This is a genomic window from Sporichthya sp. (assembly GCF_013815995.1).
GTDB lineage: Bacteria > Actinomycetota > Actinomycetes > Sporichthyales > Sporichthyaceae > Sporichthya.
On sequence record NZ_JACDFE010000031.1, the window covers coordinates 1 to 26,582 of the forward strand.

General features: G+C 70.3%; 27 protein-coding genes, 1 tRNA gene and 1 pseudogene. 11 read left to right on the top strand and 18 right to left on the bottom strand.

Annotated features, from left to right (window positions below; translation table 11 throughout):
- Positions 1 to 697: pseudogene (locus tag H0X00_RS05680) on the top strand (hypothetical protein); the annotation flags it as partial.
- A gap of 153 nt (positions 698 to 850) precedes the next feature.
- On the opposite strand, the gene H0X00_RS05685 reads toward H0X00_RS05680, so the two are convergent.
- Positions 851 to 1,498, bottom strand: coding sequence for a TetR-like C-terminal domain-containing protein (locus H0X00_RS05685; protein WP_293767892.1), 648 nt, complete (start codon positions 1,496 to 1,498; stop codon positions 851 to 853).
- Positions 1,499 to 1,616: 118 nt separating this feature from the next.
- On the opposite strand from H0X00_RS05685, the gene H0X00_RS05690 reads away from it, so the two are divergent.
- Positions 1,617 to 3,017: a carotenoid oxygenase family protein gene (locus tag H0X00_RS05690; protein WP_367186444.1), complete on the top strand. Its 1,401-nt coding sequence runs from the start codon at positions 1,617 to 1,619 to the stop codon at positions 3,015 to 3,017.
- Between the two features lie 52 nt (positions 3,018 to 3,069).
- Here H0X00_RS05690 and H0X00_RS05695 read toward each other — a convergent pair.
- Positions 3,070 to 3,142, bottom strand: a tRNA-Asn gene (locus H0X00_RS05695).
- 199 nt (positions 3,143 to 3,341) lie between these two features.
- On the opposite strand from H0X00_RS05695, the gene H0X00_RS05700 reads away from it, so the two are divergent.
- The gene (locus tag H0X00_RS05700) at positions 3,342 to 3,674 is read left to right on the top strand and encodes a hypothetical protein (RefSeq protein ID WP_293767896.1); all 333 of its coding nucleotides are present in this window, start codon (positions 3,342 to 3,344) and stop codon (positions 3,672 to 3,674) included.
- A 109-nt stretch (positions 3,675 to 3,783) separates the two neighbouring features.
- Here the strand turns inward: H0X00_RS05700 and rpoD are convergent, their stop codons facing one another.
- Both rpoD and dnaG read right to left on the bottom strand, forming a co-directional pair.
- The gene (gene rpoD / locus H0X00_RS05705) at positions 3,784 to 4,971 is read right to left on the bottom strand and encodes an RNA polymerase sigma factor RpoD (RefSeq protein ID WP_293767898.1); all 1,188 of its coding nucleotides are present in this window, start codon (positions 4,969 to 4,971) and stop codon (positions 3,784 to 3,786) included.
- Positions 4,972 to 5,144: 173 nt separating this feature from the next.
- Positions 5,145 to 7,067: a DNA primase gene (gene dnaG / locus H0X00_RS05710; protein WP_293767900.1), complete on the bottom strand. Its 1,923-nt coding sequence runs from the start codon at positions 7,065 to 7,067 to the stop codon at positions 5,145 to 5,147.
- Positions 7,068 to 7,134: 67 nt separating this feature from the next.
- On the opposite strand from dnaG, the gene H0X00_RS05715 reads away from it, so the two are divergent.
- A complete protein-coding gene (locus H0X00_RS05715) occupies positions 7,135 to 7,914 on the top strand; it encodes a bifunctional 2-polyprenyl-6-hydroxyphenol methylase/3-demethylubiquinol 3-O-methyltransferase UbiG (protein ID WP_293767903.1) in 780 nt (259 codons plus the stop codon).
- A 7-nt stretch (positions 7,915 to 7,921) separates the two neighbouring features.
- On the opposite strand, the gene miaB is transcribed toward H0X00_RS05715, so the two are convergent.
- Positions 7,922 to 9,364 carry a tRNA (N6-isopentenyl adenosine(37)-C2)-methylthiotransferase MiaB gene (gene miaB, locus H0X00_RS05720; RefSeq protein WP_293767905.1) on the bottom strand — a complete coding sequence of 481 codons (1,443 nt, stop codon included), beginning with the start codon at positions 9,362 to 9,364 and terminating at the stop codon, positions 7,922 to 7,924.
- A 122-nt stretch (positions 9,365 to 9,486) separates the two neighbouring features.
- Between miaB and H0X00_RS05725 the strand changes: the two genes are divergently transcribed.
- The 4 genes from H0X00_RS05725 to H0X00_RS05740 are packed head-to-tail and all read left to right on the top strand — an operon-like array spanning position 9,487 to position 12,768.
- On the top strand, positions 9,487 to 10,236 hold the full coding sequence (locus H0X00_RS05725) for an amino acid ABC transporter ATP-binding protein (protein ID WP_293767907.1): 750 nt from the start codon (positions 9,487 to 9,489) through the stop codon (positions 10,234 to 10,236).
- Between the two features lie 50 nt (positions 10,237 to 10,286).
- On the top strand, positions 10,287 to 11,180 hold the full coding sequence (locus H0X00_RS05730) for a glutamate ABC transporter substrate-binding protein (RefSeq protein WP_293767909.1): 894 nt from the start codon (positions 10,287 to 10,289) through the stop codon (positions 11,178 to 11,180).
- Between the two features lie 23 nt (positions 11,181 to 11,203).
- Positions 11,204 to 11,851, top strand: a complete 648-nt coding sequence (locus H0X00_RS05735; RefSeq protein WP_293767911.1) for an amino acid ABC transporter permease — start codon at positions 11,204 to 11,206, stop codon at positions 11,849 to 11,851.
- Positions 11,848 to 12,768 (top strand): amino acid ABC transporter permease, encoded by a 921-nt coding sequence (locus H0X00_RS05740; RefSeq protein WP_293767914.1) that lies wholly within the window; start codon positions 11,848 to 11,850, stop codon positions 12,766 to 12,768. The genes H0X00_RS05735 and H0X00_RS05740 overlap by 4 nt, the downstream gene beginning before the upstream one ends.
- Before the next feature lie 60 nt (positions 12,769 to 12,828).
- Here H0X00_RS05740 and H0X00_RS05745 read toward each other — a convergent pair whose 3' ends face one another.
- The 6 genes from H0X00_RS05745 to H0X00_RS05770 form a co-directional block, all read right to left on the bottom strand.
- Positions 12,829 to 13,209, bottom strand: a complete 381-nt coding sequence (locus tag H0X00_RS05745) for a hypothetical protein (protein ID WP_293767916.1) — start codon at positions 13,207 to 13,209, stop codon at positions 12,829 to 12,831.
- Positions 13,206 to 13,493, bottom strand: coding sequence for a hypothetical protein (locus H0X00_RS05750; protein WP_293767918.1), 288 nt, complete (start codon positions 13,491 to 13,493; stop codon positions 13,206 to 13,208). Before H0X00_RS05750 ends, H0X00_RS05745 begins: the two co-directional genes overlap by 4 nt.
- A 9-nt stretch (positions 13,494 to 13,502) precedes the next feature.
- Complete coding sequence (locus H0X00_RS05755) at positions 13,503 to 14,111, bottom strand: regulatory protein RecX (RefSeq protein WP_293767921.1); 609 nt, start codon at positions 14,109 to 14,111, stop codon at positions 13,503 to 13,505.
- Between the two features lie 20 nt (positions 14,112 to 14,131).
- On the bottom strand, positions 14,132 to 15,169 hold the full coding sequence (gene recA / locus H0X00_RS05760; protein WP_293767923.1) for a recombinase RecA: 1,038 nt from the start codon (positions 15,167 to 15,169) through the stop codon (positions 14,132 to 14,134).
- A 219-nt stretch (positions 15,170 to 15,388) separates the two neighbouring features.
- On the bottom strand, positions 15,389 to 15,583 hold the full coding sequence (locus H0X00_RS05765; protein ID WP_293767925.1) for a DUF3046 domain-containing protein: 195 nt from the start codon (positions 15,581 to 15,583) through the stop codon (positions 15,389 to 15,391).
- A 77-nt stretch (positions 15,584 to 15,660) separates the two neighbouring features.
- On the bottom strand, positions 15,661 to 15,987 hold the full coding sequence (locus tag H0X00_RS05770; RefSeq protein WP_367186446.1) for a hypothetical protein: 327 nt from the start codon (positions 15,985 to 15,987) through the stop codon (positions 15,661 to 15,663).
- Between the two features lie 74 nt (positions 15,988 to 16,061).
- Here H0X00_RS05770 and H0X00_RS05775 point away from each other — a divergent pair, with 74 nt between their 5' ends.
- On the top strand, positions 16,062 to 16,355 hold the full coding sequence (locus H0X00_RS05775; protein ID WP_293767929.1) for a hypothetical protein: 294 nt from the start codon (positions 16,062 to 16,064) through the stop codon (positions 16,353 to 16,355).
- 7 nt (positions 16,356 to 16,362) lie between these two features.
- On the opposite strand, the gene H0X00_RS05780 is transcribed toward H0X00_RS05775, so the two are convergent.
- From H0X00_RS05780 to H0X00_RS05805, 6 genes are all read right to left on the bottom strand, one after another.
- Positions 16,363 to 16,932 (bottom strand): TIGR03086 family metal-binding protein, encoded by a 570-nt coding sequence (locus tag H0X00_RS05780; protein WP_293767931.1) that lies wholly within the window; start codon positions 16,930 to 16,932, stop codon positions 16,363 to 16,365.
- 24 nt (positions 16,933 to 16,956) lie between these two features.
- Positions 16,957 to 18,051 (bottom strand): glycosyltransferase family A protein, encoded by a 1,095-nt coding sequence (locus H0X00_RS05785; RefSeq protein ID WP_293767933.1) that lies wholly within the window; start codon positions 18,049 to 18,051, stop codon positions 16,957 to 16,959.
- Positions 18,048 to 19,271, bottom strand: coding sequence for an FAD-dependent oxidoreductase (locus tag H0X00_RS05790; RefSeq protein WP_293767935.1), 1,224 nt, complete (start codon positions 19,269 to 19,271; stop codon positions 18,048 to 18,050). Before H0X00_RS05790 ends, H0X00_RS05785 begins: the two co-directional genes overlap by 4 nt.
- A gap of 77 nt (positions 19,272 to 19,348) precedes the next feature.
- Positions 19,349 to 20,155: an ABC transporter permease gene (locus tag H0X00_RS05795; protein WP_293767937.1), complete on the bottom strand. Its 807-nt coding sequence runs from the start codon at positions 20,153 to 20,155 to the stop codon at positions 19,349 to 19,351.
- Complete coding sequence (locus H0X00_RS05800; RefSeq protein ID WP_293767939.1) at positions 20,152 to 20,925, bottom strand: ABC transporter permease; 774 nt, start codon at positions 20,923 to 20,925, stop codon at positions 20,152 to 20,154. The genes H0X00_RS05795 and H0X00_RS05800 overlap by 4 nt, the downstream gene beginning before the upstream one ends.
- A complete protein-coding gene (locus tag H0X00_RS05805; protein ID WP_367186448.1) occupies positions 20,925 to 21,854 on the bottom strand; it encodes an ABC transporter ATP-binding protein in 930 nt (309 codons plus the stop codon). Before H0X00_RS05805 ends, H0X00_RS05800 begins: the two co-directional genes overlap by 1 nt.
- A gap of 141 nt (positions 21,855 to 21,995) precedes the next feature.
- On the opposite strand from H0X00_RS05805, the gene H0X00_RS05810 reads away from it, so the two are divergent.
- Complete coding sequence (locus H0X00_RS05810) at positions 21,996 to 22,481, top strand: DinB family protein (RefSeq protein ID WP_293767944.1); 486 nt, start codon at positions 21,996 to 21,998, stop codon at positions 22,479 to 22,481.
- 97 nt (positions 22,482 to 22,578) lie between these two features.
- Here H0X00_RS05810 and H0X00_RS05815 read toward each other — a convergent pair whose 3' ends face one another.
- A complete protein-coding gene (locus H0X00_RS05815) occupies positions 22,579 to 23,370 on the bottom strand; it encodes a class I SAM-dependent methyltransferase (RefSeq protein WP_293767946.1) in 792 nt (263 codons plus the stop codon).
- A gap of 102 nt (positions 23,371 to 23,472) precedes the next feature.
- Here H0X00_RS05815 and H0X00_RS05820 point away from each other — a divergent pair.
- Positions 23,473 to 26,582: DEAD/DEAH box helicase (locus H0X00_RS05820; protein ID WP_293767948.1), on the top strand; the 3,110-nt coding region annotated here is incomplete at its 3' end.

Sequence of the window (26,582 nt, forward strand, 5' to 3'; positions counted from 1 at the left end):
GGCCGCGTTCCGCGCAGCGCAGCCCGCGCCCGCCCGCCCTCGGAAGGCCGGGATCCGGGCCACCGTCCTGACCGTGAAGACCGCCGCCGCGGCTCTCGTTCTGACCTCCGTGGGCGGCGTCGCGCTGGCCGCGACCACCGAGGTCCTGCCCGCGCCGCTGACCATCGGCTCGCACCCCGCCGACGCGTCCCCGGGCAAGTTCGGTGGCTCCGAGAAGCCCATCGAGCGCGCTTCAGAGGCCGCGGCCGTGAGGGACGCCGCCAAGGTGGCCGCCGCGACTGACCGCGCGGCCGCCAAAGCCGGCCGCGAGGCCTCCTACGCGGGTCTGTGCCAGGCCTTCACCGCCAGCGGGTTGGACAACGGCCGCGCCGCCGAGCGTCCGGCCTTCGCCCGCCTGGTCACCGCCGCGCCGCAGGGCAACGTGGCCGAGTTCTGCAGCGCACTGGCTGCCGAGGCCCCAGCCACCAAGGTCCCGGCCGGCAAGGCGAAGTCGCCCGCAGCCCGCGACAAGGCCGCGGACAACGGCAAGTCGGCCGACGCCCGCGAGAAGGCGGCCGAGAACGGCAAAGCTGCCGACGCAGGTAAGAAGACCGCGGACAACGCCAAGTCCGACGCGACGCCGAGGGCCCCGGAGAACGATCCGCCTCGCGGCAACGGCAAGGCCGCCGACGCTCAGCGCGACCAGCGGTCCAGGTAGCCCCCCGCTCGCGGAGTTCGAAAAGACCACGACCACCTCCGTGGCCAAGCTGTCCTGCGCGAGGCTGAAGCTGCAATTCGACACACCAGTAAACGGTTGAGGTCCGGCCGACGCCTCACTCGTCACGAATTGCAGCCTCAGCCTCGGTCGCGCTCAGCCGCCCGAGCCCAGTGCTCGGGCGGCGGGCGGCGCATCGCGCCGAGTGCGTGCCAGCGACCGCGCGATGGCCCGTGCATCGGCCCCGAATCCCAGGAACAGGCTCCGCCACGAGGCGGTCAGCATCTCGGCCGCCAGAGGCGCGGTGAGCAGCCCGGCCAGCTCGAGGGTGACGAGGCCGTGCACCGAGGACCACAGCTGCACCGCCAGATCGAACGGAACGGCCGCCTCGAAGCGGCCCGTCTCGATACACCTGGCCACCGCAACGACCAGTTGGTCGAAGGTGTCCAGACCGATCACGTCGTCGGCCGGCTCGTGGTGATCCATGAACATGACGCGGTAGAGGTGCGGGTTCTCCAGCGCGTTGTCCCAGTACGCCCACCCGAGCAGGGCGAGATCGGCCAGCGGGTCCCGCGCCGGCTGCACCGAGTCCAGGTGCACCTTCAGCCGGGTGAAGCCCTCCCGGCGAATCTCCTGACGCAGGTTCTGCATCCCGCCGAAGTGGGTGTAGACGGCCATCGTCGAGGTCCCGACCTCGTCGGTGAGGCGGCGCAAGGTCAGGCCGCCCGAGCCTTCGGTGGCAATCAGAAGAGCCGCGGCCTCCAGCAAGGCGGACCGCACCTCAGGGTCAGCGGGCTTCGGCACCTTGGCATGGTCGCATAACAGTGCTATGAATGCACCCATAGCAACGCTATGAGACGAGGCGACCGTGACCGCGACAGCCGAGAACCCTTACCTGACCGACAACTTCGGCCCGGTGCAGATGGAGACCACCGCGCTCGATCTGTCGGTGACCGGCACGCTGCCGCCTCATCTGGACGGGCGCTACCTGCGCAACGGCCCGAACCCCGTCAGCCCGGTGGACCCGAAGACGCACCACTGGTTCCTCGGCACCGGCATGGTGCACGGCGTCCGACTCCGCGATGGCAAGGCCGAGTGGTACCGCAACCGCTTCGTCCGCTCCGCCGACACCGCCAAGGCCCTCGGTGAGGAGCCGCGGAAAGGCGCCAAGCCGCACGTCGGCTGGGATTTCCCCGCGAACACCAACGTCGTCGTGCAGGGCGGTCGCACCTTCGCGATCGTGGAGGCCGGCGGCCGGCCGTACGAGTTGACCGACGAGCTGGACACGGTCGGCGCCTGCGACTTCGACGGCACCCTGCCCGGCGGTTACACCGCCCACCCCAAGCGCGACCCCGCCACCGGCGACCTGCACGCGGTGTCCTACTACTGGGGCTGGGGCAAGAAGGTCCAGTACACCGTGATCGGCGCGGATGCCCGGGTGAAGCGCATCGAGAACATCGAGGTCACGGGCAGCCCGATGATGCACGACTTCTCCCTGACCGAGCATCACGTCGTCTTCTACGACCTGCCCTGCGTGTTCGACCTCGACCCGATCCGCGACATGTGGCCGCGCCCGTTCGGCAGCCTCGCCCGTTGGAACGCCGGCATGTTCGTCGGGAAGCGGGCGACCCCTGACCCGGTGGCCGCGTTCTTCACCCGCAAGGTGCTCGGCAGCAAGGCGCCCAAGCTCCCCTACCGCTGGGACCCGTCCTATCCGGCCCGGGTCGGCGTCATGCCGCGGACCGGGACGGCGAAGGACGTGCGCTGGTTCGAGGTCGAGCCCTGCTACGTCTTCCACCCGCTCAACGCCTACGACGACGGCGACAAGGTGGTGCTCGACGTCGTGCGCCACCGGAAGATGTTCGACCAGAAGCTCCTCGGCCCCGACGAGGGCCCGGCGACGCTGGACCGCTGGACCATCGACCTGACCGCGGGCAAGGTCCTCGAGGAGCGCCGCAGCGACCTCGCCCAGGAGTTCCCCCGGGTCGACGAGCGGGTGGTCGGACGCCGGCACCGCTACGGCTACGCCGTCGCTTTCGAGGGCACCACCGCGGACAGCCTGATCCGCCACGACCTGGCCACCGGCACCTCGACGACCCGCCACTTCGGGGCCGGGCACAACGTGGCCGAGTTCGTGTTCGTCCCGGACGCCGCCGACAGCGCGGAGGACCGCGGCTCGCTGATGGGCTTCGTCTTCGACCCGGCCACCGGGCGCAGCGATCTGACGATCCTGGACTCCCAGACCCTGGAGACCGTCGCCGCCGTCCACCTGCCGGTGCGCGTCCCGGCAGGCTTCCACGGCAACTGGGCGCCGACCACCTGAGCGAGGGCCCCTGACATGCGAAAGGCGCCCCCTTCGGGGCGCCTTCGTTGAGCTCCCGCGTCTGGACTTGAACCAGAAACCTGCCGGTTAACAGCCGGCTGCTCTGCCAATTGAGCTACGCGGGATCGTTTCGGCCGGGAGGGTCGCCCCCGGGACCTGGGCAAGATTAGCGCACACCCCGCCCCGAGCGGGGGCGGTATCGATCTCGTGGCGTCAACCACATCTGCCGCCCCGACCCGTTCCAGGCGCATCACGGGCCCCACCCCGGGTAAGGACCCCACTACGAGCTACGAACATGAGCTGACGGCGAGAGGTGAGTTGAAGATGCGTAAGTCGATCATCCTGATCAGCGCCGCGACCGGGTACGTCCTGGGCGCCCGCGCGGGCCGTGAGCGGTACGAGCAGATCTGCACGCTGTGGGGCCGGGTGCGCTCCAACCCGCAGGTCCAGAGCGCCGCAGAGACCGTCGCCCACAAGGGCAGCGATATGGCCCACACCATGGTCGACAAGGCTGCCGATAAGGCACCGAACTGGATGCCGGGCTCGCGCGACGGCGACGCGGCCGGCGACGCGGAGAGCACGATCGGAACCACCGGCACCGCGAACGCCCAGAACGGCATGCCATCCGGGGTGCCGACGGGCAACGGCCGCTTCTAGACGCACCTGCGCAGCCGCCGCTGAACGCCCGCCGCGCAACGCAGGACGTCCGCAGGTCCGAGCGCTATCACGCTCGGGTTCTTCGGACGTCCTTGCGGTTAAGCGGTGTTCAGCTGGTCAGGTACTCGCGCATCTCCGCCGCGGCGGGACGGTGGCGCAGCTTCGCCAGGGTGTTGGCCTCGATTTGACGGATCCGCTCGCGGGTGACGCCGAAGATCTGGCCGACCTCCTCCAGGGTGTGCGGGTTGCCGTCGTCGAGGCCGTAGCGCATGGTGACCACGCGCTTCTCGCGCTCGCCGAGGGTCTCCAGCAGCGCGTCCAGGTCGGTGCGCAGCATCGAGACGCTGGCCGCGTCCGCCGGGCAGGAGGCGTTCAGGTCCTCGATCAGGTCGCCGAACTCGGACTCCTCGGCCTCACCGACCGGGGTGTGCAGCGAGACCGGATCCTGCGCGTAGCGCAGCGCCTCGACGACGCGCTCCGGCGTCATGTCCATGACCGTGGCGAGCTCGGCGATGGTCGGCTCGGAGCCGTGCTCCTGGTGCAGGCTGCGCTGCAGGCGGATGATCTTGTTGATCACCTCGACGACGTGCACCGGCACCCGGATCGTGCGGGCCTGGTCGGCCAGCGCGCGGGTGACGGCTTGGCGGATCCACCAGGTCGCGTAGGTGGAGAACTTGTAGCCCTTGGAGTAGTCGAACTTCTCCACGGCGCGGATCAGGCCGAGGTTGCCCTCCTGCACCAGGTCCAGGAACGGCAGGCCGCGCCCGGAGTAGCGCTTGGCGATGGAGACGACCAGGCGCAGGTTGGCCTCGATCAGCTTCTGCTTGGCGACCATGCCGTCGCGGGCGATGACTTCCAGCTCGCGGCGCAGCGTCGGCTCGGCGGGCGCGGAGTCCATCCGGGCGGCGGCGAACACGCCGGCCTCGATGCGGCGGGAGAGCTGCACCTCCTCCTCGGCGGTGAGGAGCCGGACCCGGCCGATCTCCTTGAGGTAGTGGCGCACCAGGTCGGTCGCGGGGGCCGCGCTCTCGGCGACGGTGGGCGCGTCCTCGTCGTCCTCCGCGGGCTCGGTCGCGGCGAGCTCGGCGTCGGCCGGCTCAGTCGTGTCAACCTCGACGGCCTCGACAGCGTCAGTAGTGGTGTCGGTCGTAGCGACGGCCGGCCCGGCCGGCGCGGGAACGACCTGCAGCAGGACGTCGCTGCCGCTCTCCGGCGCCAGGCTCAGCGCACGAGAACGACGGGAACGCCCCGACGCAGGCAGACCGCCCGTCACGTCGGTCGACGCAGTGCGAGCCACGACACCCCCCGGGGTTCTCCACCGAATTCGTTGGTGCCGATCTCTCTGGCGCCGGTCCTCAGTGTGGAGGCGGGGGTTGGGCGCGCACCGGGACTTGGCGAAACGAGGAAGTTGCTGCGCACCGAAGCGCACCGATTACGCCCGGTATGTCTACCCGATCGGCCCTGGGGCGGTTACAGGTCGTCGATCATGCGCTCGCGGAGCGCGTGACGGTACTGCTCAAGGGCGATTACTTCACCGAATTGACGGTTATATGCCTCGGTCTCTTCGACCGGATTCATCCGCTGAAGTTTGCCTTTGAGCCCGTCGACCTTGCGTGAGACGGCGGCGAGCTGCACCGAGATGATCTGTTCGGTGGCATAGCGCTTCGCGGGCTCACCGGCCGTCCGCAGTGGCTCGACAGCGAGCTCGGCGACCAGCCCGCGCAGCATCTCCACCGTCACCGCCGCGCGGATCTTGCCGATCCACTCCTCGCCGCCCGCGGCACTGGACGTGCCGCCGGCCCCGACGATCGCCGCGTGCACCCCGGCGTAGGCGGGCGCCGTGAAAACCTCGGCATCCAGATCGTCGTACAGCGGCCCGGTGAGCTGCGGGTGCTGCAGCGCAACTTTGAGCAGCTCGCGCTCGACCATCAGCGTGGGGTCGCGCGGGTCAGGGCGGGGCAGCTTCTCCTTCGGCGGCGGGGCCTCCTCGACCGGGTCGGCGATCGTCGCGTTCGAGGCCCGGCCCGGTCCCGTGCCCGAGGTCGCCGCCCGCTGATTGCGCCGGGCGATCTCGGACAGCGTCGACATCACCGCGTCCACGTCCATACCGAGCCAGCCCGCCAGCCGGCGGCCGTACTCATGACGCAGCGCGCGATCACGGATGCCGATCACCTTGGGCGCCGCGGCCTGCATCGCCGCCACCCGGCCCTCGGCGGTCTCCAGGTTGTGCCGATTCAACTCCGAGCGGATCGCGAACTCGAACAACGGCACGCGGGACGCGACCAGTTCGCGGACCGCGTCGTCGCCCTTGCGCAGGCGCAGGTCACACGGGTCGAGCCCGTCCGGTTCGACCGAGACGTAGGTGGCGGTGGTGAACTTCTGGTCCTGCTCGTCGTAGGCCTTCTGGGCGGCCTTCTGCCCGGCGGCGTCACCGTCGAAGGTGAAGATGACCTCGCCGTGGAAGGCACTGGCGTCCATCATCAGCCGGCGCAGTACCTGCACGTGGTCGACCCCGAACGCCGTGCCGCAGGTGGCGATCGCCGTCGGGACGCCGGAAATGTGACAGGCCATCACATCGGTGTAGCCCTCGACAATGACGGCCTGACCGCGGCGCTTGATCTCCTTCTTGGCCAGGTCCATCCCGTACAGCAGGTGGCTCTTCTTGTAGATCGGCGTCTCGGGGGTGTTGACGTATTTGGCCTCGATCCGGTCGTCGTCGAAGAGCCGGCGGGCGCCGAAGCCGACCACGTCTCCGGAGATGTCCCGGATCGGCCAGAGCAGCCGGCCCATGAAGCGGTCGATCAGGCCACGCTGACCTTCGCGCGCCAGGCCGGCGGTGACCAGTTCCTCGTCGGTGAACCGCAGGCCGCGCAGGTGCTTGGAGAGCTGGTCCCAGCCGCGCGGGGCGAAGCCGACCCCGAAGACCTTGGCCTGCTCCAGGGTGAAGCCGCGCTCGTCGAGGAACTTGCGGCCGGCGATCGCCTCCCCTGACTCGGCGAGCTGCGCGGCATAGAACTCCGCGGCGGCCTGGTGGGCCTCGATCAGCCGGGTGCGCTTGCCGGTGCTCTGCCGAGGGGCCGAGCCGCCCTCCTCGTAGCGCAGGATGATCCCGGCCCGGCCCGCCAGACGCTCGATGGCGTCGGCGAAGGAGAGGTGGTCGGTCTTCATGACGAAGTCGATGACGTCGCCGCCCTCGCCACAGCCGAAGCAGTGGAAGAAGCCCTTGGACGGGTTGACGTTGAACGAGGGCGACTTCTCGTCGTGGAACGGGCACAGGCCCTTCAGCGACCCGCCGCCGGCCGAGCGCAGCCCGACCTGGGCGCCGATCACGTCCTCGATCCGGGAGCGCTCGCGCACCAGCGCGATGTCCTCGTCCTTGATGCGCCCGGCCACGCTCGGATACTAGGTGCATCTCCCGACCCTGAACTCTGGCTGTGGACGCGCGGCGTAGGCTCGGATCGTGTCCGGACCTCGTGACACCTGGGCCGCCGGTGCGGCGTACGAGCCGTTCATCGGCCGCTGGAGCCGGCCGGTCGCCGCTGAGTTCGTCCGCTGGCTCGAAGTGCCGGCGGGAGGGCGCTGGCTGGACGTGGGCTGCGGGACCGGCGCCCTGACCGAGATCGTCCTTGCCGGCGCGGACCCGCGCGAGGTCGTGGCGGTCGATCCGTCGGAGGCCTTCGTCCGGCACGCCGCCGCGCACGTCGCCGACCTGCGCGCCTCCTTCGCGCCCGGCAGCGCGACCGAGCTCCCGCGGGGCCCCTTCGACGTGGTCGTCTCCGGGCTCGTCCTGAACTTCGTGCCCGATCCGGCCGCCGCACTGGCCGCCATGCGCGGGGTCGCCCCGGGCGGGCGGATCGCCGCCTACGTCTGGGACTACGCGGAGGGCATGGGCCTGCTGCGGGAGTTCTGGGACGCCGCGGTCCGGCTCGATCCGGAGGCGGCCCCGCTGGACGAGGCCACCCGGTTCCCGATCTGCCGACCCGAGCCGCTCGAACGACTCTGGCGGGAAGCGGACCTCGATCAGGTCGCGGTCCGGGCCATCGAGGTGCCTACCGTCTTCGGTCGGTTCGAGGACCTTTGGTCGCCCTTCCTCGGCGGCCAGGGGCCCGCGCCGAGCTACCTGGCGAGCCTGACCGAGCGCCGGCGCTCCGCCCTGCGGGAGGCGCTGCGGTCCCGGCTCGGCGACGGCGTGATCAAGATGCGTGCCCGGGCCTGGGCAGTGCGCGGCAGAGTGGGTTAGGCGGGGGTCAGGCCGGGACGCCGATCGTCGGCATCCCCAACGAGATCCCGGTCGGCGCGGGTCGGCCCTGCGCGGCCTCCCACGCATCTCCCCCGCGGGTGCGCCGCGGCACCGAAGCCGGGCCGTCGGCGACCAGGTGATGCGGGGCGGCGTACGTGATGGTGGCGTGCACAACGTCGCCCGGGCGCGGGTCCGCGACGTCGGGGTTGGGCACGAAGTGCACGAGGCGGTTGTCGCGGGCCCGGCCAGAGAGGCGCCGGGTCGCGACGTCCTTGCGCCCTTCACCGGCAGCAACGAGAACCTCCACGGAACGGCCGACCTGCTTCTTGGCCTCGTCCCAGGAGATCTCCTCCAGCAGCGCGACCAGCCGGCCGTACCGCTCGGTCACCACCGAGGCCGGGATCTGGTCGGGGAAATCGGCTGCGGGCGTCCCGGGCCGCTTGGAGTACTGGAAGGTGAACGCGCTCGCGAAGCGGGCCTGCCGCACGACGTCCAGCGTCGCGGCGAAGTCCGCCTCGGTCTCTCCGGGGAAGCCGACGATGATGTCGGTGGTGATCGCGGCGTCCGGCATCGCAGCGCGGACCCGCTCGATGATCCCGAGGTAGCGCTCGGCCCGGTAGGACCGGCGCATTGCCCGCAGCAGCTCGTCCGAGCCGGACTGCAGCGGCATGTGCAGCTGTGGCATGACGTTGGGTGTCTCAGCCATCGCGGCGATGACATCGTCGGTGAAGCTCGCCGGGTGCGGGGAGGTGAAACGCACCCGCTCCAGGCCGTCCACTCCCCCGCAGGCGCGCAGCAATGTGCCGAACGCCAGCTTGTCGCCGAACTCCGCGCCGAAGGAGTTCACGTTCTGTCCGAGCAGCGTCACCTCGATGACGCCCTCGGCGACGAGGGTCTCGATCTCGCGCAGGATGTCGCCCGGCCGGCGGTCCTTCTCCTTGCCCCGCAGCGCAGGCACGATGCAGAAGGTGCAGGTGTTGTTGCACCCGACGGCGATCGCGACCCAGGCCGCGTAGGCGGACTCGCGCCGGGTCGGCAAGGTGGAGGGGAAGACGTCGAGGGCTTCGAGGATCTCGACCTGCGCCTCCTGCTCGATCCTGGCCCGCTCCAGCAGCACCGGCAGCGAGCCGACGTTGTGGGTGCCGAAGACGACGTCGACGTAGGGCGCCTTGCGGACGATCTCGGCGCGGTCCTTCTGGGCCAGACACCCGCCGACGGCGATCTGCATCCCCGGCTTGGCCGCCTTGACCGAGGCGACGTGCCCGAGGTTTCCGTAGAGACGGTTGTCGGCGTTCTCCCGGACGGCGCAGGTGTTGAACACGACCACGTCCGGGGCCTCGCCCTCGGGCACGCGGGCATAGCCCGCGTCCTCCAGCAGCCCCGCAAGGCGCTCGGAATCGTGGACATTCATCTGGCACCCGTAGGTGCGCACCTCGTAAGTCCTGCTCACAGCGTCATCCAGGGTACGGCCCGCAAAACTCCGGCGACGCCACCCGCACGCTCCGGAGACACTGCCGGGGTTGCCCGGGGCGGCGTCGAGCGTCCGGACGGGCTAACCGCTAGGTTCTCGTCATGATCGACGAGGCTCCGCCGCTGGTCGAGATGCTGCAGGTCAACAAGCACTTCGGGGCCCTGCACGTACTCAAGGACGTCGATCTGACGGTGGCCCGGGGCGAGGTCGTGGTGGTGATCGGCCCCTCCGGGTCGGGCAAGTCCACCCTGTGCCGGGCGATCAACCGCCTCGAGCCCATCGACTCCGGGACCATCCGCGTCGACGGCAAGGTTCTGCCCGAGGAGGGCAAGGAGCTCGCCCGGCTCCGCGCCGACGTCGGGATGGTCTTCCAGTCCTTCAACCTGTTCGCCCACAAGTCCGTGCTGGACAACCTCACCCTCGGGCCGGTCGCGGTGCGCAAGCTGCCCAAGGCCGACGCCGAGGCCAAGGCCCGCGCGCTCCTGGAGCGGGTCGGGGTGGCCGACCAGGCGAACAAGATGCCCGCGCAGCTCTCAGGCGGGCAGCAGCAGCGGGTAGCGATCGCGCGGGCGCTGGCCATGGACCCCAAGGTGATGCTCTTCGACGAGCCCACCTCGTCGCTGGACCCGGAGATGATCTCCGAGGTGCTCGACGTCATGCGCGAGCTCGCCCGCGAGGGCATGACGATGATCGTCGTCACCCACGAGATGGGCTTCGCGAAGGCCTCGGCGAACCGCGTGGTCTTCATGGATCTCGGCCAGATCGTCGAGTCGGCCCCGCCCGCCGAGTTCTTCGGGAACCCACGCAGCCCCCGTGCTCGTGACTTCCTGGGAAAGATCCTTTCGCATTAGACGTCCGCCCAGCCCCAGCCGCCGGTGAACCCGGCCCGGAAGGAACCCGAATGAGAATGCGAAGCCTGACCGCCACCGCGGCCGCGATCACCCTCGCGCTCGCCCTCGCGGCCTGCGGGGACGACGACGAGGACACCGCCTCGGAGGACACCTCCTCCCCCAGCGACTCCTCAAGCCCGTCCGCCTCCGCGGCCTCCGGAACGCTCGGCCGGCTGCAGGACTCCGGCAAGATCGTGATCGGGGTGAAGTTCGACCAGCCCGGCGTCGGTGAGAAGGACCCGGCCACCGGCGAGCTGACCGGCTTCGACATCGCGATCGCCAAGCTGATCGCCGAGAAGCTCGGCATCGACTCCGACGACATCGAGTTCAAGGAGACGGTCTCGGCCAACCGCGAGCCGTTCCTCAAGGCCGGCACCGTCGACCTGGTGATCGCCTCGTACTCGATCACCGACGACCGCCGCAAGGTGGTCAGCCAGGCCGGGCCGTACTACGAGACCGGCCAGCAACTGCTCGTCCGCGAGGACGACACCTCGATCAACGGGCCGGATGACCTGTCCGGCAAGAAGGTCTGTTCGGTGACCGGTTCGACGTCGATCAAGACCGTGCAGGAGAAGTACGGCGCCGAGCCGGCCCCGTTCTCCACCTACACCGAGTGCGTGCAGCAACTGCTGAACGAGAGCGTCGACGCCGTCACCACCGACGGCGCGATCCTGCTCGGCTACGCGTCCAAGCAGCCGGACAAGCTCAAGGTCGTCGGCGATCCCTTCAGCCAGGAGCGCTACGGCATCGGCTTCGCCTTCGGCGACACCCAGATGTGCGAGTTCCTGACCGACACCCTGCAGGAGACGTTCGAGGACGGCAGCTGGGCCCAGGCCTTCGCCGACACCCTGGGCAAGTCCGGAGTCTCGGCGCCGTCGGTGCCGACGCTCGACGACAAGTGCTGACCGCGGACAGCTGACCGCACGAGATGAACGTTCTGGCGGACAACGCCGGAGACATCCTCGAAGGGTTCTGGAAAACCATCCAGCTCTTCGCGATCTCCGGCGTTGCCTCGCTGATCCTCGGCGTGCTCCTCGCCTCGATGCGGGTGTGCCCGGTACCGGTGCTGCGCGGGATGGGCACGGCCTACGTCCACGTCGCCCGCAACACCCCGCTGGTCCTGATCTTCATCATCTTCGTGTTCGGCTTCCCGACAATCGGGATCCAGTTCTCCTTCTTCACCTTCGCGGTGATGGCCCTGACCGCGTACACCTCCGCGTTCATCTGTGAGTCGGTGCGCTCGGGCATCAACGCGGTCAGCGCCGGGCAGGCGGAGGCCGCTCGCGCCCTCGGCATGACATTCCGGCAGAACCTGACGTTGATCGTGTTGCCGCAGGCCGGCCGAAGCGCGATCCCGCCGATCACCAACATCCTGATCGCGCTGGTCCGCAACACCGCAGTGGCCGAGGCGTTCGGGGTCACCGAGGCCTCGTACGTGATGTCCGGGCTGCTGCGTGACCACGCCGACCAGCTGTACTGGATCTTCATCGGCATCGCCGGCGGCTACATGGTCATCGTCTTCACGCTCACCGCGCTCTCCGCGTTGTTGGAGCGCAAGCTGGCGGTGCTGCGGTGAGCCTCATCCTCTTCGACGCCCCCGGGCCGCGCGCCCGCCGGCGGGCGCACATCGGCAGCGCGATCGCCGTTGCGCTGTTCGCGGCGCTGGTCGGCTGGGTGTTCTGGCGCCTCAACGACCGCGAGCAGTTCGACTCCGAGCTCTGGGAGCCGTTCACCGACCGCGGCATCCAGAAGGCGATCGCGCGCGGGTTCGGTGCCACCATCCGGGCAGCGCTGTTCGCGATCCTGCTCGCCCTGCTGCTCGGGGTCATCCTCGCGGCCGGGCGGATCTCGTCCCGTCGCTGGCTGCGCTGGCCGTGCGTGGCGTTCGTCGAGTTCTTCCGCGCCACCCCCGTGGTCATCCTGATCCTGTTCCTGTTCATCGCTTTTTCCGGCGATCTCGAACCGATCGGCGACGACCTGTCCGACGCGCTCCCCGACCGGGTCGCCAGCATCCTGGGCACGGACCAGTTCGGCACCCTCGCGCCGTTGGTGATCGCCCTGATGCTCTACAACGGCGCGGTGCTGGCCGAGGTGTTCCGGGCCGGCATCTCGGCGGTCCCGAAGGGTCAGCGCGAAGCCGCCCTCGCGGTGGGCCTGACGCAGCGTCAGACCATGCGGCAGATCCTGCTCCCCCAGGCCACCCGCATCATGCTGCCGGCGATCGTCAGTCAGGCCGTGGTGGCCCTCAAGGACACCTCGCTCGGCTTCATCATCGCCTACCCCGAGTTGGTCCGGGTCGGGCGCAACATCTACGACACCCGCTTCAACATCCTGCCGACGGTCTTCATCATCACCGTCATCTACGTCACGCTGAACATGGCCCTGGACGGCTTCGCCCGTTGGCTGGAGCACCGCCAGTCACGCCGCTACGGCCGCGCCGCCGCAGCGGCCGCCATCCTCCCGGCCGGCACCATGGCCGACGGCGGCGTCTGACCCTCGTAGCGTCCGGCTCTCAGAGCGCTCTTACGCTGTCAGAGCCGGACGTCCCGCGAGTCAGACCGGAACGATGTCCACGTGCAGTCCGGCCGCCCGAGCCAATGCGCGGAGCTCCTCGGGGTCCGAGGTGAGGATTTCGTCCCCGTCGTGCGCGAGGAGAATCAGCCCGGCGTCAACGACATCAGCACGACGGGCAAGGCCCAGGAGCACCCCCGCCCGCCGACCCAGACCTTCGTCCAACGGTCGGACCTCCACCCCCGCCAGCACCGCCGCCAACAAGGCCTGTCGCCCGGTTCCGCCACGCCAAACCTGGCCGAGAACACCGCCGTGGGTGACCGGTTCGCGATCGGCGACCCGCTCAAGCTTGATCCGCGCGATCAGCTCACGGTCACGACGCTCAACGGCCAAGAGAGCGCCCGCATCCAGAACGACCGTCACGCCACGCCTCGGCCTCGTTTGCCTCGGACGACTACGGCCCGCGCCCTCATCGCGCGCGCAGCGGCCGCCATCTCTTCCTCGGTGATCTCGCCCTGCTCGGCCTCGTACTCGGCCAGGAACGCATCGAGCGCACGCATCCGACGATCGTGATCGGCCTGACGACGCAACGCCGCATTGACCCACGCCGAGAGGCTTTCTGCTTCGCCCGCGGCGACCGCATCCCGCCCGGCGGCGAGGAGGTCGGCTTCGACCGTGGCGGAGAGACGCTGCCTCAGCTCACTCATACTTTTATGCTACTCCACGACCACAATCGTATTCACAGTGTCAGAGGCACCCTCCGCTTCTAGCGCCTCGCGGAACACCCGGTAGGCGACGGCCTCGGAGTAGCCCTTGCGCGCCAGCAGGGAGGCGACGCGGCGGAACCGGGCCGAGGTCTCCAGGCCGCGGGTCGAGGCGAGCCGCCTCACGGCCAGGGCGCGGGCGGTCTCCAGCTCCCGCTCGGGGTCCAGTTCCGCGACGGCGACCGCGATCACGGCGGTGTCGACGCCGCGGGTTCGTAGTTCGTGGGCCAACGCCCGGCGGGCCAGGCCGCGGCCGCTGTGCCGGCTCTCCACCCAGGCCTCGGCGAAGGCGGCGTCGTCGATCAGGCCGACGTCGGTGAACCGCTCGAGGACCTCGGCGGCGACGTCCTCCTCGATGCCCTTGCGGGCCATCGCAGCCCCGAGTTGGGCGGCCGTCCGCGGCCCGTGCGAGAGCTGACGCAGGCAGATCTCCCGGGCCAGCGCGGACGGTTCGACCGGCTCCTCGGGGGGCTTGTCCCGCGTCTTCTCGCGGGCAGACGAGGGCGGCGCGTCGGGGTCGAACTCCCGCCGGCTGCGGGAGCGCCGTTGACGCGCCGCCATCGCTGTTCTCCCCTGACCGCTCAGAAGTCGGTCGGGGTGCCTTCGTCCGCCGGCTTGTCGACCTGCGGGCCGATGCCGAGCTTCTCCTTGATCTTCTTCTCGATCTCGTTCGCGAGGTCGGGGTTGTCGCGCAGGAAGACGCGGGCGTTCTCCTTGCCCTGGCCGAGCTGATCGCCCTCGTAGGTGTACCAAGCTCCGGACTTGCGGACGAAGCCGTGCTCGACGCCCATGTCGATCAGGCCGCCCTCGCGGCTGATGCCATGGCCGTAGAGGATGTCGAACTCGGCCTGCTTGAACGGCGCGGCCATCTTGTTCTTCACGACCTTGACCCGGGTCCGGTTGCCGACCGGCTCCGTGCCGTCCTTGAGCGTCTCGATCCGTCGGATATCCAGGCGCACCGAGGCGTAGAACTTCAGCGCCCGTCCACCGGTCGTGGTCTCCGGCGACCCGAACATCACGCCGATCTTCTCGCGCAGCTGGTTGATGAAGATGCAGGTCGTGTTGGTGTTGCTCAGCGCGCCGGTGATCTTGCGCAGCGCCTGGCTCATCAGGCGGGCCTGCAGGCCGACGTGCGAGTCGCCCATCTCGCCCTCGATCTCGGCGCGCGGCACGAGGGCGGCGACCGAGTCGATGACGATGATGTCGACCGCGCCGGAGCGGATCAGCATGTCGGCGATCTCCAGGGCCTGCTCACCGGTGTCCGGCTGCGAGACCAGCAGCGCGTCGGTGTCGACGCCGAGCTTCTTCGCGTACTCCGGGTCGAGCGCGTGCTCGGCATCGATGAAGGCAGCGACGCCGCCCAGACGCTGGGCACTGGCCACCGCGTGCAGGGCGACCGTCGTCTTACCGGAGGACTCCGGGCCGTAGATCTCGACCACGCGGCCGCGGGGCAGCCCGCCGATGCCGAGGGCCACGTCCAGGGCCACCGACCCGGTCGGGATGACCTCCACGGGGGCCCGGGTGTCGTCACCGAGCCGCATGATCGAACCCTTGCCGAACTGCCGCTCGATCTGCGCCAGCGCCGTGTCGAGCGACTTCTCGCGGTCTGCCTGAGCCATGTTCTGTCCCCACCCTCGGGTCGTCGGTTCTCCGTCGGCGGCGACACTTGCAGGCGGGTCCGACAATCGGATCCGCCGAGGTGAGATCTGTGGATGCCGCGGCGTTGTGGAAAAGCTAGCTCGAACATCCGTTCGAGGAAATACACCACGCCGATCGTTCGAACAAAGTTTCGTCCCACGCGTCCCGGTGGTCACCAGACGCGTCCCCGGGAGGTCGTCTCAGCGCCTCGCCGGCGGCAGGTCGAGGGCGCCGCAGACCGCCCGCCAGACCGCCTTGGTCTCCTCGCCGGCGGCCAGTGCCTGCTCCACCGTCCGGCCTCCGAGCTCCGCGATCACGGTGTCCCGGGCGTAGGAATCGGCGTAGCCCTCCCCCAGTTCGGCCCGCATCCGCTCCCAGAAGTCCGTCAGCCGCATGCCGAAATTCTGCCCGACGCCGAAAACGACGAACCGCCCCGCGCCGGGTGGCGGGGGCGGTTCGGTGCGCTATGGATCTAGCTGAGGGCCTCGGCCTCGACCAGACGCTTGAGGGTGTCGTCCCAGCCGTGGCCGGGGGCCTCGCTGGCGAGCACCTCCAGCTCGGCCTTGATCTTGGCGCCGTGCCCGGCCGCGGCCAGGGTGCGGATCTCCTCGACGAAAGCGTCGGAGTTGGTCCTGAGGTTCGGGGTCCGCCCGGTGGTGATGTTGCGGACGTAGGCGTTCTTGCCGCCGTTGAGCGGGATCACGTACTTGACCTCGCCGAGGACGGAAACCGCACCGGAGGCCGCGCCCGCACCGGCGCGAACTGACGCGCGTGAAGTCTTTGACTGCTTGCCGGACACGTGGCTCTCCTGCGAAAAGACGATCGGGGTCGCCCCCATGGTACCCAGCTCCGGCGGGTGCCAGGATCGCGCGCATGGCTGATGAGCGTTTTGAGGTCTCCCGGATCATCCCGGCGAGCCCCGGGGACACCTTCGTCATCCACATGGACCGGGAATCCCTGGGCGATTTCCCGATCGGGCACGTCTACGGCTACCGCGGGGAGCCGGCCGAGGGCGGCACCAAGGTCACGAGCTACTACGACTGGAGCGATATCCACCCCGAGGGGCGGGCCAAGAACATCTTCCCGATCATTTCCGAACTGGCCCTCAAGGCGACCCTCGGAATCCTGGAGCGGACGCTGCGCGCGAAGGGCCGGACGACAGGCTGAGGGGTCTCTAGGGCAGCCGGCCGGTCAGGCGCAGCAGAGCCTCCAGATCGGACGCGGCCGAGCCAGCCGTCGGAGTCTCGAAGAACGGCACTCCCCCGGCGCCGAGCGGGAGCCCGTTCTCCGGCCAGACCCGCAGCGCGAACGCCGCGAGGTCGGCGTCGACGGACTCGTCGAGACCGAGCGCGCGGGCCAGGTCCCAGGTGTGCACGAAGACCTCGACGACGCGGATCTGCAGCAGGATCCGACTCAGGATCGGTCCGGTGGAGAACGGCACGATCCGGTCCATCGCCCCCGGCTCCGCGAACGCCGCGGCACAGAGCGCGGCGTTGGACTCCCAGGCCGGCACCGCACCGTCGACGAGCGCGTCGATCTGCCGCTCGGCGATGAAGTCCTCACGCGTGCCGCCCCGCACCAGGCGGCCGTACCGGCCGCCGCCGACCACAACGTGGTTGACGAGCCGGTAGACGTCCCAGTCGACGCACGGCGTCGGCCGGTGCCAATCTTCCCCGCGGACCTGACGCAGCCTCAGGTCGAAGCCGGCGTCGGCCTGGCGCAGCGCCCCCAGCAGGTTACTCATCGCGCAAGCCAACCACCCTCGCGCTCAATCACTACCGCGCCGAGTTCTAGCTGTTGCGAGACGTTTACGCACGGCTCGGGAACCCTTGAGCACGATTGGCGGAGCCACGGCCGCCAGTTCATGCCGCAGCCGGGCAGGCCGCGCCGCACCCTCGGCGCGGTGGAAGTCCGCGGTCCAGCCGGTGAGCTCCGGGGTACTGAGGTCCAGCTCCGCCTCAACGGCCGGACGATGCGCCCGGATCCGGGCGGTGAACACCTCCAGCAGCCGGGCTCGCTCGGCGGGGCCGGTCTCGGCGGGGACTACGTATGCCCCGGCAAGCCGCGGATCGGTCAGCCGGCTAACCGCCGCAGCCCACAGCAGCCGGCGCTGCTGCACGGTCAGGTACGGCGTTCTGAGGGCTTCCTGGAGCATGTCCGCGCAGTGCGTGGCCCAAGCGCGCTGCCGGCGCGGGGCCGGCCAGTTCGGCCACTTAGTGTGGGTGTTGTCGTCGTGGTAGCGCTTGCGGTACCGGTAGCCGGGTACCCGGTGCAATTCGCCGGAGCGTGCCATCGCGGCCATCCAGACCGTGTCGACGGCGAAACTGCCGACCGGATTCGCCGGTAGCCGGCCCATCTCGCGCAGCGCCCCGGTGCGGGTCACACCCCGGAACGCAATTGCCGGGAGGTGTTCGTGCAGCAGCGTCAGCTGTCGGGTCACCGGGTGCCCGGTCAGCGAGTCCTGGGTCATCGACCAGTCGGCCTGCCCGAACGCCTGCAGATCGCAATAGGCCACCGCGGCCTGCGGGGTGACAAGCAGGTGGTCGACGAGACGCTCGAGGTATTCCGGTGCGATCAGATCGTCCTGCTGCTGGTAGCACCAAAAAGCGGAGCCGGTGTTGCGCATCAGCCCGTTGATGTTGCCCACCCAACCAGAGCGTTTCTGGCGGACCGTCAGACCGAACCGGTCGTCGGCGAGGAATGGACGGGCGATCTTCTCGCACACCGGGTCGGGACCGTCGATCGAGATCAGCACCCGCAGCTCGCGGTAGGTCTGCGCCTGGATGGAGTCAAGTGTCTCGGCGAGGAACTGCTCTCCGTGGTAGACCGGCACGCCGACCGTGACGACGTGCTCGTCGCTCATCGCGCCCGCCCGGTCGCCCGGATCCGGTCGGTCACCTGCGCGCCGAACAGCGGCGCCATGGTCAGCTTGCCGGTGTCTACCGAGTGGTAGGTGCCGTGGCTCTGCGGACCGATCGCGGACCGCTGGTGTAGGCCGCTGCCGGGATCGTCGATGTCCGAGCTACCCCAGGCGAAGATGATTCCCCCGCGGGCCGACCACGACGACACCGTGCTGGGCGTCAGGTCCTCCAACGCGGGGACGACTCCGACAAGGCCGCCCAGGACGTCGTGCCAGAGTTCCTTGGCCTGGAACTCGTCCAGGACGCGGGGCCAAGGGGGCGGCTCGAGTTCCGCCGATATGCCCTGCCTGCCCGCGGGATACCAGGACAGGTACAGGTCGTCGCCGTGGACGACGACGTCGCCGAACGGGCCGAGCACGATGGTCGTTGACGGAATCTGCGCGCCCTGCCCGGGCGCACACACCCGCAGATAGTGCTTGATCCGGAACAGCCACGGCCGGTCGGGACGTTGCCCCATGGTCGCGTCGACGCCCAGCCTTCCGTCCCACAGGCAGTTGACGACGTGGTCGTAACACTCCGACGCCAGTCCACCGCCCACGTCGAAGCGCACCCGCAGCCGATCGCCGTCGGGCTCGACCGCGCGCACCTCGGTGCCCAGGTGCACGGTGATCCGCGGCTCAGCTAGCAACCGCGCCCGCAACAGCACCGAGAGTGCCTCCGGGTCGAGCGCGATCTCGGCGGTCCGGAACGCGGCGGCCACGGTGCGGGTCCCGAACACCGCGTCCCGCTCGGCGTCGGTGAGCCGCTGCGGCGCGCGGTGCGGGTCCGAGCCGAAGTACCCGGCAGCGGCGGGGAACTCGCCGGCGGCCAACGCGTGGCACGCGGCCAGGTGATCACCGACCTCGTCCGCGGCGAGCAGGCTGTCGCGGTGTACGACGTAGTGGAACGGCGCAGAGACCGGCACCCGGTCGAGGTCGGTACCCAGCCAACGCCGCAGGGTGGGCTCGAAGACCGCCGCGCCCCGGATCATCAGCCGTGCGGTGTTCAGCGTCCGGTCGTTGCCAAAGACGTAACCGAGGTGGATCTTGCCCTCGTTCTGCGCCGAGGCCTGGGTGAGGCAGGCATCCTCACGGTCGTAGAGGTCCACCGCGATCCCGACCTCGGCCAGCTCCAACGCCACACACGCACCCTGGAGCCCCGCCCCCAGCACCGCGACACGCACGGGCGGCTCCTTCTGGGCGAGGACTTGAACAGCCACGCTGACGCGGGAAGTTCAGCCTACGGTCCCCGCCTTTGACCTCAGGTCAGCAGGTTCGCCTCGAGCCGCCGCGTTGCGACCCAGAACGCGGCGACGCCGAGCAGGACGAGATAGAGCAGATGCACGAGCAGGACGCCGGATACGGCGCCGGTCGTGAGCCCGCGCAGCAGCGAGACCCCGTGATAGAGCGGCATCGCCCGGGCCAGCCAGGCCACCGGGTCCGGGTAAGTGGACAGCGGGGCGAAGGTTCCGGAGAACAGGAACATCGGCAGCACTGCGGTCATCACCCACTCGAAGTCCTGCCAACCGCGGATCACCGAGACCGCGGCCAGCCCGAGCGCGGCGAAGGTGAACCCGACCAGCAACGCCGCGGGCAGCGCCAGCACCGCCCACCAGGACGAGACCAGGCCCAGGGACGCCATCACGGCGAGGAACGCGGCCGAGTACGCCCCGCCGCGCATCAACGACCAGGTGATCTCCCCGACCGCGATGTCCCGGATCGTGATCGGCGTCGCGAGCACCGCCTCGTACGCCTTACTCAGATGGAGCTTTGCCATGATGTTGAACGACTCCATGACCGCGCCGTTCATCGCCGAGGCCGCGAGCATCGCCGGGGCGACGAACTCGGTGTACTCCAGCGTCTTCCCGCCCGGTCCCTCGACGTCGCCGACCAGATCGGATACCCCGATACCGATCGAGAGCAGGTAGAACAGCGCCTCGAAGAAGCCCCCGAGGATGACCAGCACGTGCCCGCGGAAGAACAGCGCGTTGCGCTCGACGAGGTGGCGGCCGGCCCCCAGCGTCGGGCGCGCGGTCCGCGGCAGCGGTGGCAGCACGCGGCCGATCACGGCGCCAACCTCCGCGCATAGAGCCGAAGGGCCAGCAGGTAACCGCCGACCGCCCACAGGGCCAGGTAGGCGACGTGGCCGAGGCTGGCGGCGAAGGTCGCCTCGCCGAGGGCGAGGTCGCGGCACAGGTCGACGCCGTGCCAGAGCGGGGTCACGTAGGCGACCTGCTCCAGCCCCGCCGGCAGCTGCGAGATCGGGAAGAACGCCCCGGAGAACAGCGAGGTCGGCAGGATCACGAACCGGTAGAACGCGGCGATGCTCATCTCCACGCGGCGGGTGATCGAGAACGCGGCGATCGGGGCCGCGTGGGCCACCCCGCACAGCACCGAGGCGGGCGCCGCGGCCAGCACCCACGCGGAGTCGAACGCGCCGAACAGGGCGGCGATCGCGGTGAAGACGGTGACCGCCGCGGTCAGCTTCACCGTGACGTAGAGCAGGTGCCCGGTGAGCACGTCCCGGGTGCGCAGGCTGGTGACCTGCTGCGCCGGATAGCTGCCCCACCAGCGCAACGCGCCGATCACCGGCCACGAGCTCTCCTCGAAGCCCTGCTGCATCGCGGTGACCGCGAGCAGACCGGGCGCGATGAACGCGAGGTAGTCGACGCCCTGCACGCCGTCGGCGCCGACGTTGTCGTCGACCAGCGACCCGACACCGAGACCGAGCGCGGCGAGGTAGAGCACGGGGCCGACGGTCATCGCCGAGAGCTGGGTGCGCCAGTACCGACGGTTGCGCAGTAGCCAGTACTCCATGGCGGGCAGAGCGGTCCGCATCAGTCCACCAGGGTGCGGCCGGTCAACCGCAGGAACACGTCCTCCAGCGAGGCCCTGCGGACCAGCACCGACGCCAGGTCCAGTTCGTGATGGTGCGTCACGGCCGCGGCGGTGTCGTCGCCGGAATCGGTGTAGAGCAAGATCCGGTCCGGCAGCACCTCGATGCGCTCGGCCAACGAGGCGAGCACCTCGGCCGGGCGCGCGGTCTCCCCGTCGGCGGGGCGGGCCTCGACGACCTCGCGGGTGCAGTGGGCGGCGATCAACTCGCGCGGCGAACCCCCGGCCGCGATCCGGCCGGCGTCCATCACGACAAGGCGGTCACACAGTTGCTCGGCCTCGTCCATGTAATGGGTCGTCAGAATCAGGGTCACGCCGGAACGCTTGAGCTGGAAGAGCCGCTCCCACACGACGTGGCGGGCCTGCGGGTCCAGCCCGGTGGTGGGCTCGTCGAGCAACACCATCCGCGGGTTGTTCACCAGCGCGCGGGCGATCGTGAGGCGGCGCTTCATTCCGCCGGAGAGGGTGTCCACCCGGGAGTCCGAGCGGTCGGAGAGCTGGACGAACTCCAGCAGCTCGTCGGCCCGGGATCGGCACGCCTTCCAGGGCAGCCCGAAGTAGCGGCCGTAGATCACGAGGTTGTCCCGCACGGTCAGCTCGCCGTCCAGGCTGTCCTCCTGCGGCACGACGCCCAGACCGGCCCGGATCGCCGGGCCGTCGGTGGCCGGGTCGAGGCCCAGCACGCGCAGCGTGCCGCCGGTGGCCGGCGAGGTGCAGCCGATCATCCGCATCGTCGAGCTCTTGCCGGCACCGTTCGGGCCGAGGAAGCCGAACGCCTCCCCCTCGAGTACCTCCACGTCGATCCCGTCGACGGCAACCCGGCGCTTGTCTCCCTCCCCGAAGGCCTTCACCAGGCCACGCGCGGAGACCAGCGCAGGTGCAGCGCCGAGGGCGGTCGACCCCTCCTGCGTCGATGCCTCGTCCCTGGTCGCGCTCACCCGCGCACGTTACCTGCGCCAACCGGCTCGGCACCCCTGGGTTTCCGCCAGGCCCGGGTGGAGCAGGCTGAGGGCATGGACTGGAACAACGCCCTGGTCGAACAGCTGGACATGCACTGGACGGGGCAGCTGCGGCCCCGTCTGGACGGCCTGACCGACGACGAGTACTTCTGGGAGCCGGTGCCGAACTGCTGGAACGTGCGGCCGCGGGGCGAGAGCACCGCCCCGGTCCAGGGCGGCACCGGGGCCTTCACCGTCGACTTCGGCCCACCGACGGACCCGGCGCCGGTGACGACGATCGCGTGGCGGCTGGCGCACGTGATCGTCGGCGTCCTCGGCGCGCGGGTGGCGACGCACTTCGGCGGACCGCAGATGGACTACAACGACTTCGACTACGCCGGCACCGCGGAGGCCGCCCTGGCCCAACTCGACGAGACGTACAAGGGCTGGATCGAGGGCGTCCGCAGCCTTTCCGCCGACCAGCTCGCAGCACCCTGCGGCGAGCCCGGCTACGAGCAGTTCCCCTACGCCGCCCTGGTCCTGCACATCAGCCGGGAGTAAATCCACCACGGGGCCGAGATCGCCCTGCTCCGCGACCTGTACATCCGCCTCGGCTACCGCTGATCCGCAGCAACACCAACGGATGTCATCCGCAGCGTCAGGCCCGCGCGATGATCTCCCCGTGCGGGATGAGCATCCACCCGTCCGGGGCGGCGGCCCAGTCCAGCCAGCCCTGCGAGATCGCCCGCAGGTCCTCGGGGGTCGCAAACCCTGTTTCGAGCGCTTGGGTGGCCATCGCCGACTGCAGGATCCGGTCCGCCCACATCCCGCCCCACCAGTCCCGGTCCTCGGGGTTGGCGAAGCACCATACCGCGGCGGTCGGAGTGATGTCGGTGAAGCCGGCCGCCCGCGCCCAGGACAGCATCCGACGGCCGGCGTCGGGTTCGCCGCCGTTGGCACGGGCGCAGCGCTGGTAGAGCGCCGACCAGTCGTCGAGCACGGGCAATCGCGGGTACCAGGCGAACGCCGCGTAGTCGCTGTCGCGCGCGGCCACGATCCCGCCGGGCTTCGTCACCCGGCGCATCTCGCGCAGCGCCTGCACCGGATCGGCGAGGTGCTGGAGCACCTGGTGGGCGTGCACCACGTCGAAGGAGTCGTCGGGCAGGTCGAGTGCTTGCACGTCACCGACGCGGAACTCGACGTCGGTCGCACCCTGACGTTCCGCCTCGGCCCGCGCCAGGTCGAGCGCAGCCTCGGTCTGCTCCAGTGCAGTCACCGACCCGACCCGCGCGGCCAGGTCCAGGCTGAGGGTGCCCGGACCACACCCGACGTCGAGCAGGCGCTGGTCGGACTTCAGGTACGGCAGCAGGTAAGCCGCGGAGTTCTCCGCCGTCCGCCAGCGGTGCGAGCGCAGTACGGACTCGTGGTGGCCGTGCGTGTAGGTGCTCATCGGCGTCTCATTTCTTGAGATTGTCGTCCCATATTCTAAGACATCACGCTCCGGGCGCAACAGAGATCCGCGACTGTCGGTACCGCCGGGCAGGATGGACCGATGGCCACCGCCCCCGATCCGCTGGCCGGGTTCGCGCCCGCGACCCGGGCCTGGTTCGCCGGTGCCTTCGAGGCGCCCACGGCCGCCCAGGCCGGGGCTTGGGAGGCCATCCGGTCAGGTCGCCACGCGTTGGTCGTCGCGCCCACCGGTTCGGGCAAGACCCTGGCTGCGTTCCTGGCCGCGCTGGACACCCTGACCTCCACCCCGGCCCCGCCCGAGCGGGAGCGACGCTGCCGGGTGCTCTACATCTCCCCGCTCAAAGCCCTCGCCGTCGACGTCGAACGCAACCTGCGCTCGCCACTGGCCGGCATCCGCCAGGCCGCACAGCGCCTCGGGCTGCCCGAGCCCAGCGTCGAGGTCGGCATGCGCACCGGCGACACCCCCGCCGACGAGCGACGCAAGTTCGCCACCCGGCCGCCGGACATCCTCATCACCACTCCGGAGTCGCTGTTCCTGCTCCTCACCTCGCGGGCCCGGGAGTCACTGGCCGGCGTCGAGACGGTAATCGTCGACGAGGTGCACGCAGTCGCGGCCACCAAGCGCGGCGCGCACCTGGCGATCTCGCTCGAGCGCCTCGATGCGCTGCTGGAGAAGCCCGCCCAGCGCATCGGGTTGTCCGCAACCGTGCGCCCGGTCGAGGAGGTGGCGCGCTTCCTGGGAGGCGCCGCCGAAACCGTCGTGGTCAAGCCACCGGCGCAGAAGACCGTCGAGGTCTCGGTGGTCGTGCCGGTCGAGGACATGCGCGAGCTCGGGGTGCCGACCGCGGAATTCGAAGGCTCGGCCGCCGGCGCGGAGCCGCGCACCTCGATCTGGCCGCACGTCGAGGAACGCATCGTCGACCTGATCCACGCCCATCGCTCCACGATCGTGTTCTCCAACTCCCGCCGGCTCGCCGAGCGGCTGACCCAGCGGCTCAACGAGATCGCCTACGAGCGCAGCGGCGCGGACCTGCCCGACGCCGGCGCCGTGCAACCGGCCCAGATCATGGCCAGCGGCGCCTCCCGAGGTGCCCCCGAGGTACTCGCCCGGGCGCACCACGGCTCGGTGTCCAAGGAACAGCGCGCGATTATCGAGGACGAGCTCAAGACCGGCCGACTGCGAGCGGTGGTGGCCACCTCCAGTCTCGAGCTCGGCATCGACATGGGCGCGGTGGACCTGGTGATCCAGGTCGAGTCGCCGCCGTCGGTCGCCAGCGGCCTGCAACGGATCGGACGGGCCGGCCACCAGGTCGGCGCGATCTCCCGCGGTGTGGTCTTCCCCAAGCACCGCGGTGACCTGGTGCAGACCGCGGTGGTCGCCGAACGCATGACGGCGGGTCAGATCGAAGCGATCCGGATTCCGCGCAATCCACTCGACGTGCTCGCCCAGCACATCGTTTCGATGGTGGCCCTGGACGACTGGTCGGTCGAGGAGGTGCTCGACCTGGTCCGCCGGGCGGCGCCGTTCGCGAGCCTGCCGCAGTCTTCCTACGAGGCCGTGCTCGACATGCTCTCCGGCCGCTACCCCAGCGACGAGTTCGCCGAGCTGCGGCCGCGACTGGTCTGGGACCGGGTCAACGGGAGCCTGTCCGGTCGCCCGGGCGCGCAACGCCTCGCGGTCACCAGCGGCGGCACGATCCCCGACCGCGGCCTGTTCGGGGTGTTCCTCGTTGGCACTGCCGTGGAGAAAGGCAAAGGGCGCGTCGGGGAGCTCGACGAGGAGATGGTCTACGAGTCCCGCGTCGGCGACGTGTTCACCCTCGGCTCGTCGAGCTGGCGGATCGAGGAGATCACCCACGACCGGGTGCTGGTCTCCCCCGCGCCCGGCCAGCCCGGGCGGTTGCCGTTCTGGCACGGCGACTCGATCGGGCGGCCACTGGAGCTGGGTCGCGCTCTCGGCGGGTTCCTGCGAGAGCTTGCCCGCCTGGACGACGGCGCCGCCCGCGAGCGGCTGGCCAAGGCCGGCCTGGACGAGTGGGCCGCGGACAACCTGCTGATCTACCTCGGCGAGCAACGGGCCGCGACCACCCACGTGCCGGACGACCGCACCATCGTGGTCGAGCGGTTCCGCGATGAGCTCGGCGACTGGCGCCTGTGCGTGCACTCCCCCTTCGGAGCACAGGTGCACGCGCCGTGGGCGCTGGCGATCTCCGCGCGGCTGCGGGAGCGCTTCGGCGTCGACGTGCAGGCCATGCACGCCGACGACGGGATCGTGCTGCGCCTGCCTGACGTCGAGGACCTCGGCGAGGCCGTGCCGATGACCCTCGACCCGGCGGAGATCGACGCCCTGGTCACCGCCGAGGTCGGTGGGTCGGCGCTGTTCGCCTCCCGGTTCCGCGAATGCGCCGCCCGCGCCCTGCTGCTGCCGCGCCGCGACCCCGGCCGGCGCTCGCCGCTGTGGCAGCAACGCCAGCGCTCGGCTCACCTGCTCCAGGTCGCTTCTGAGTACGCGTCATTTCCGATCCTGCTGGAGACGATGCGGGAGTGCCTGCAGGACGTCTTCGACGTCCCCGGCCTGATCGAGCTGATGACCGACATCGAGAACCGCAAGGTGCGGGTGGTCGAGGTCGAGACCCCAGTGCCGTCGCCCTTCGCCCGCTCGCTGCTGTTCGGCTACGTCGCTACCTTCCTCTACGAGGGCGACTCGCCGCTGGCCGAGCGCCGGGCCGCGGCCCTCGCGCTGGACTCCACGCTGCTGGCCGAACTGCTCGGCCAGGCCGACCTGCGCGAACTGCTCGACGGCGGCGCGGTGGAAACCGTCGAGGCGGAACTGCAGCGCCTGACCGAGGACCGGCGCATCCGCGACGTCGAGGGCGTCGCCGACGTGCTGCGGATGCTCGGCCCGGTCACCACCGCCGAGGTGCTGGAACGCGATGGGACCGCGCAGTGGCTGGCCACCCTGGAGGAGACCCGCCGGGCGATCCGGGTGCGCATCGCCGGCGACGAGTACTGGGCGGCGATCGAGGACTCCGGCCGGCTGCGCGACGCCCTGGGCGCGCCCCTGCCGGTCGGGATCCCGGAAGCCTTCACCGAGCCGGTGCGCGACCCGCTGGGCGACCTGGTCGCCCGCTACGCCCGCACCCACGGCCCGTTCGTGGTCGCGGACGTCGCAGCCCGGTTCGGGCTCGGCGC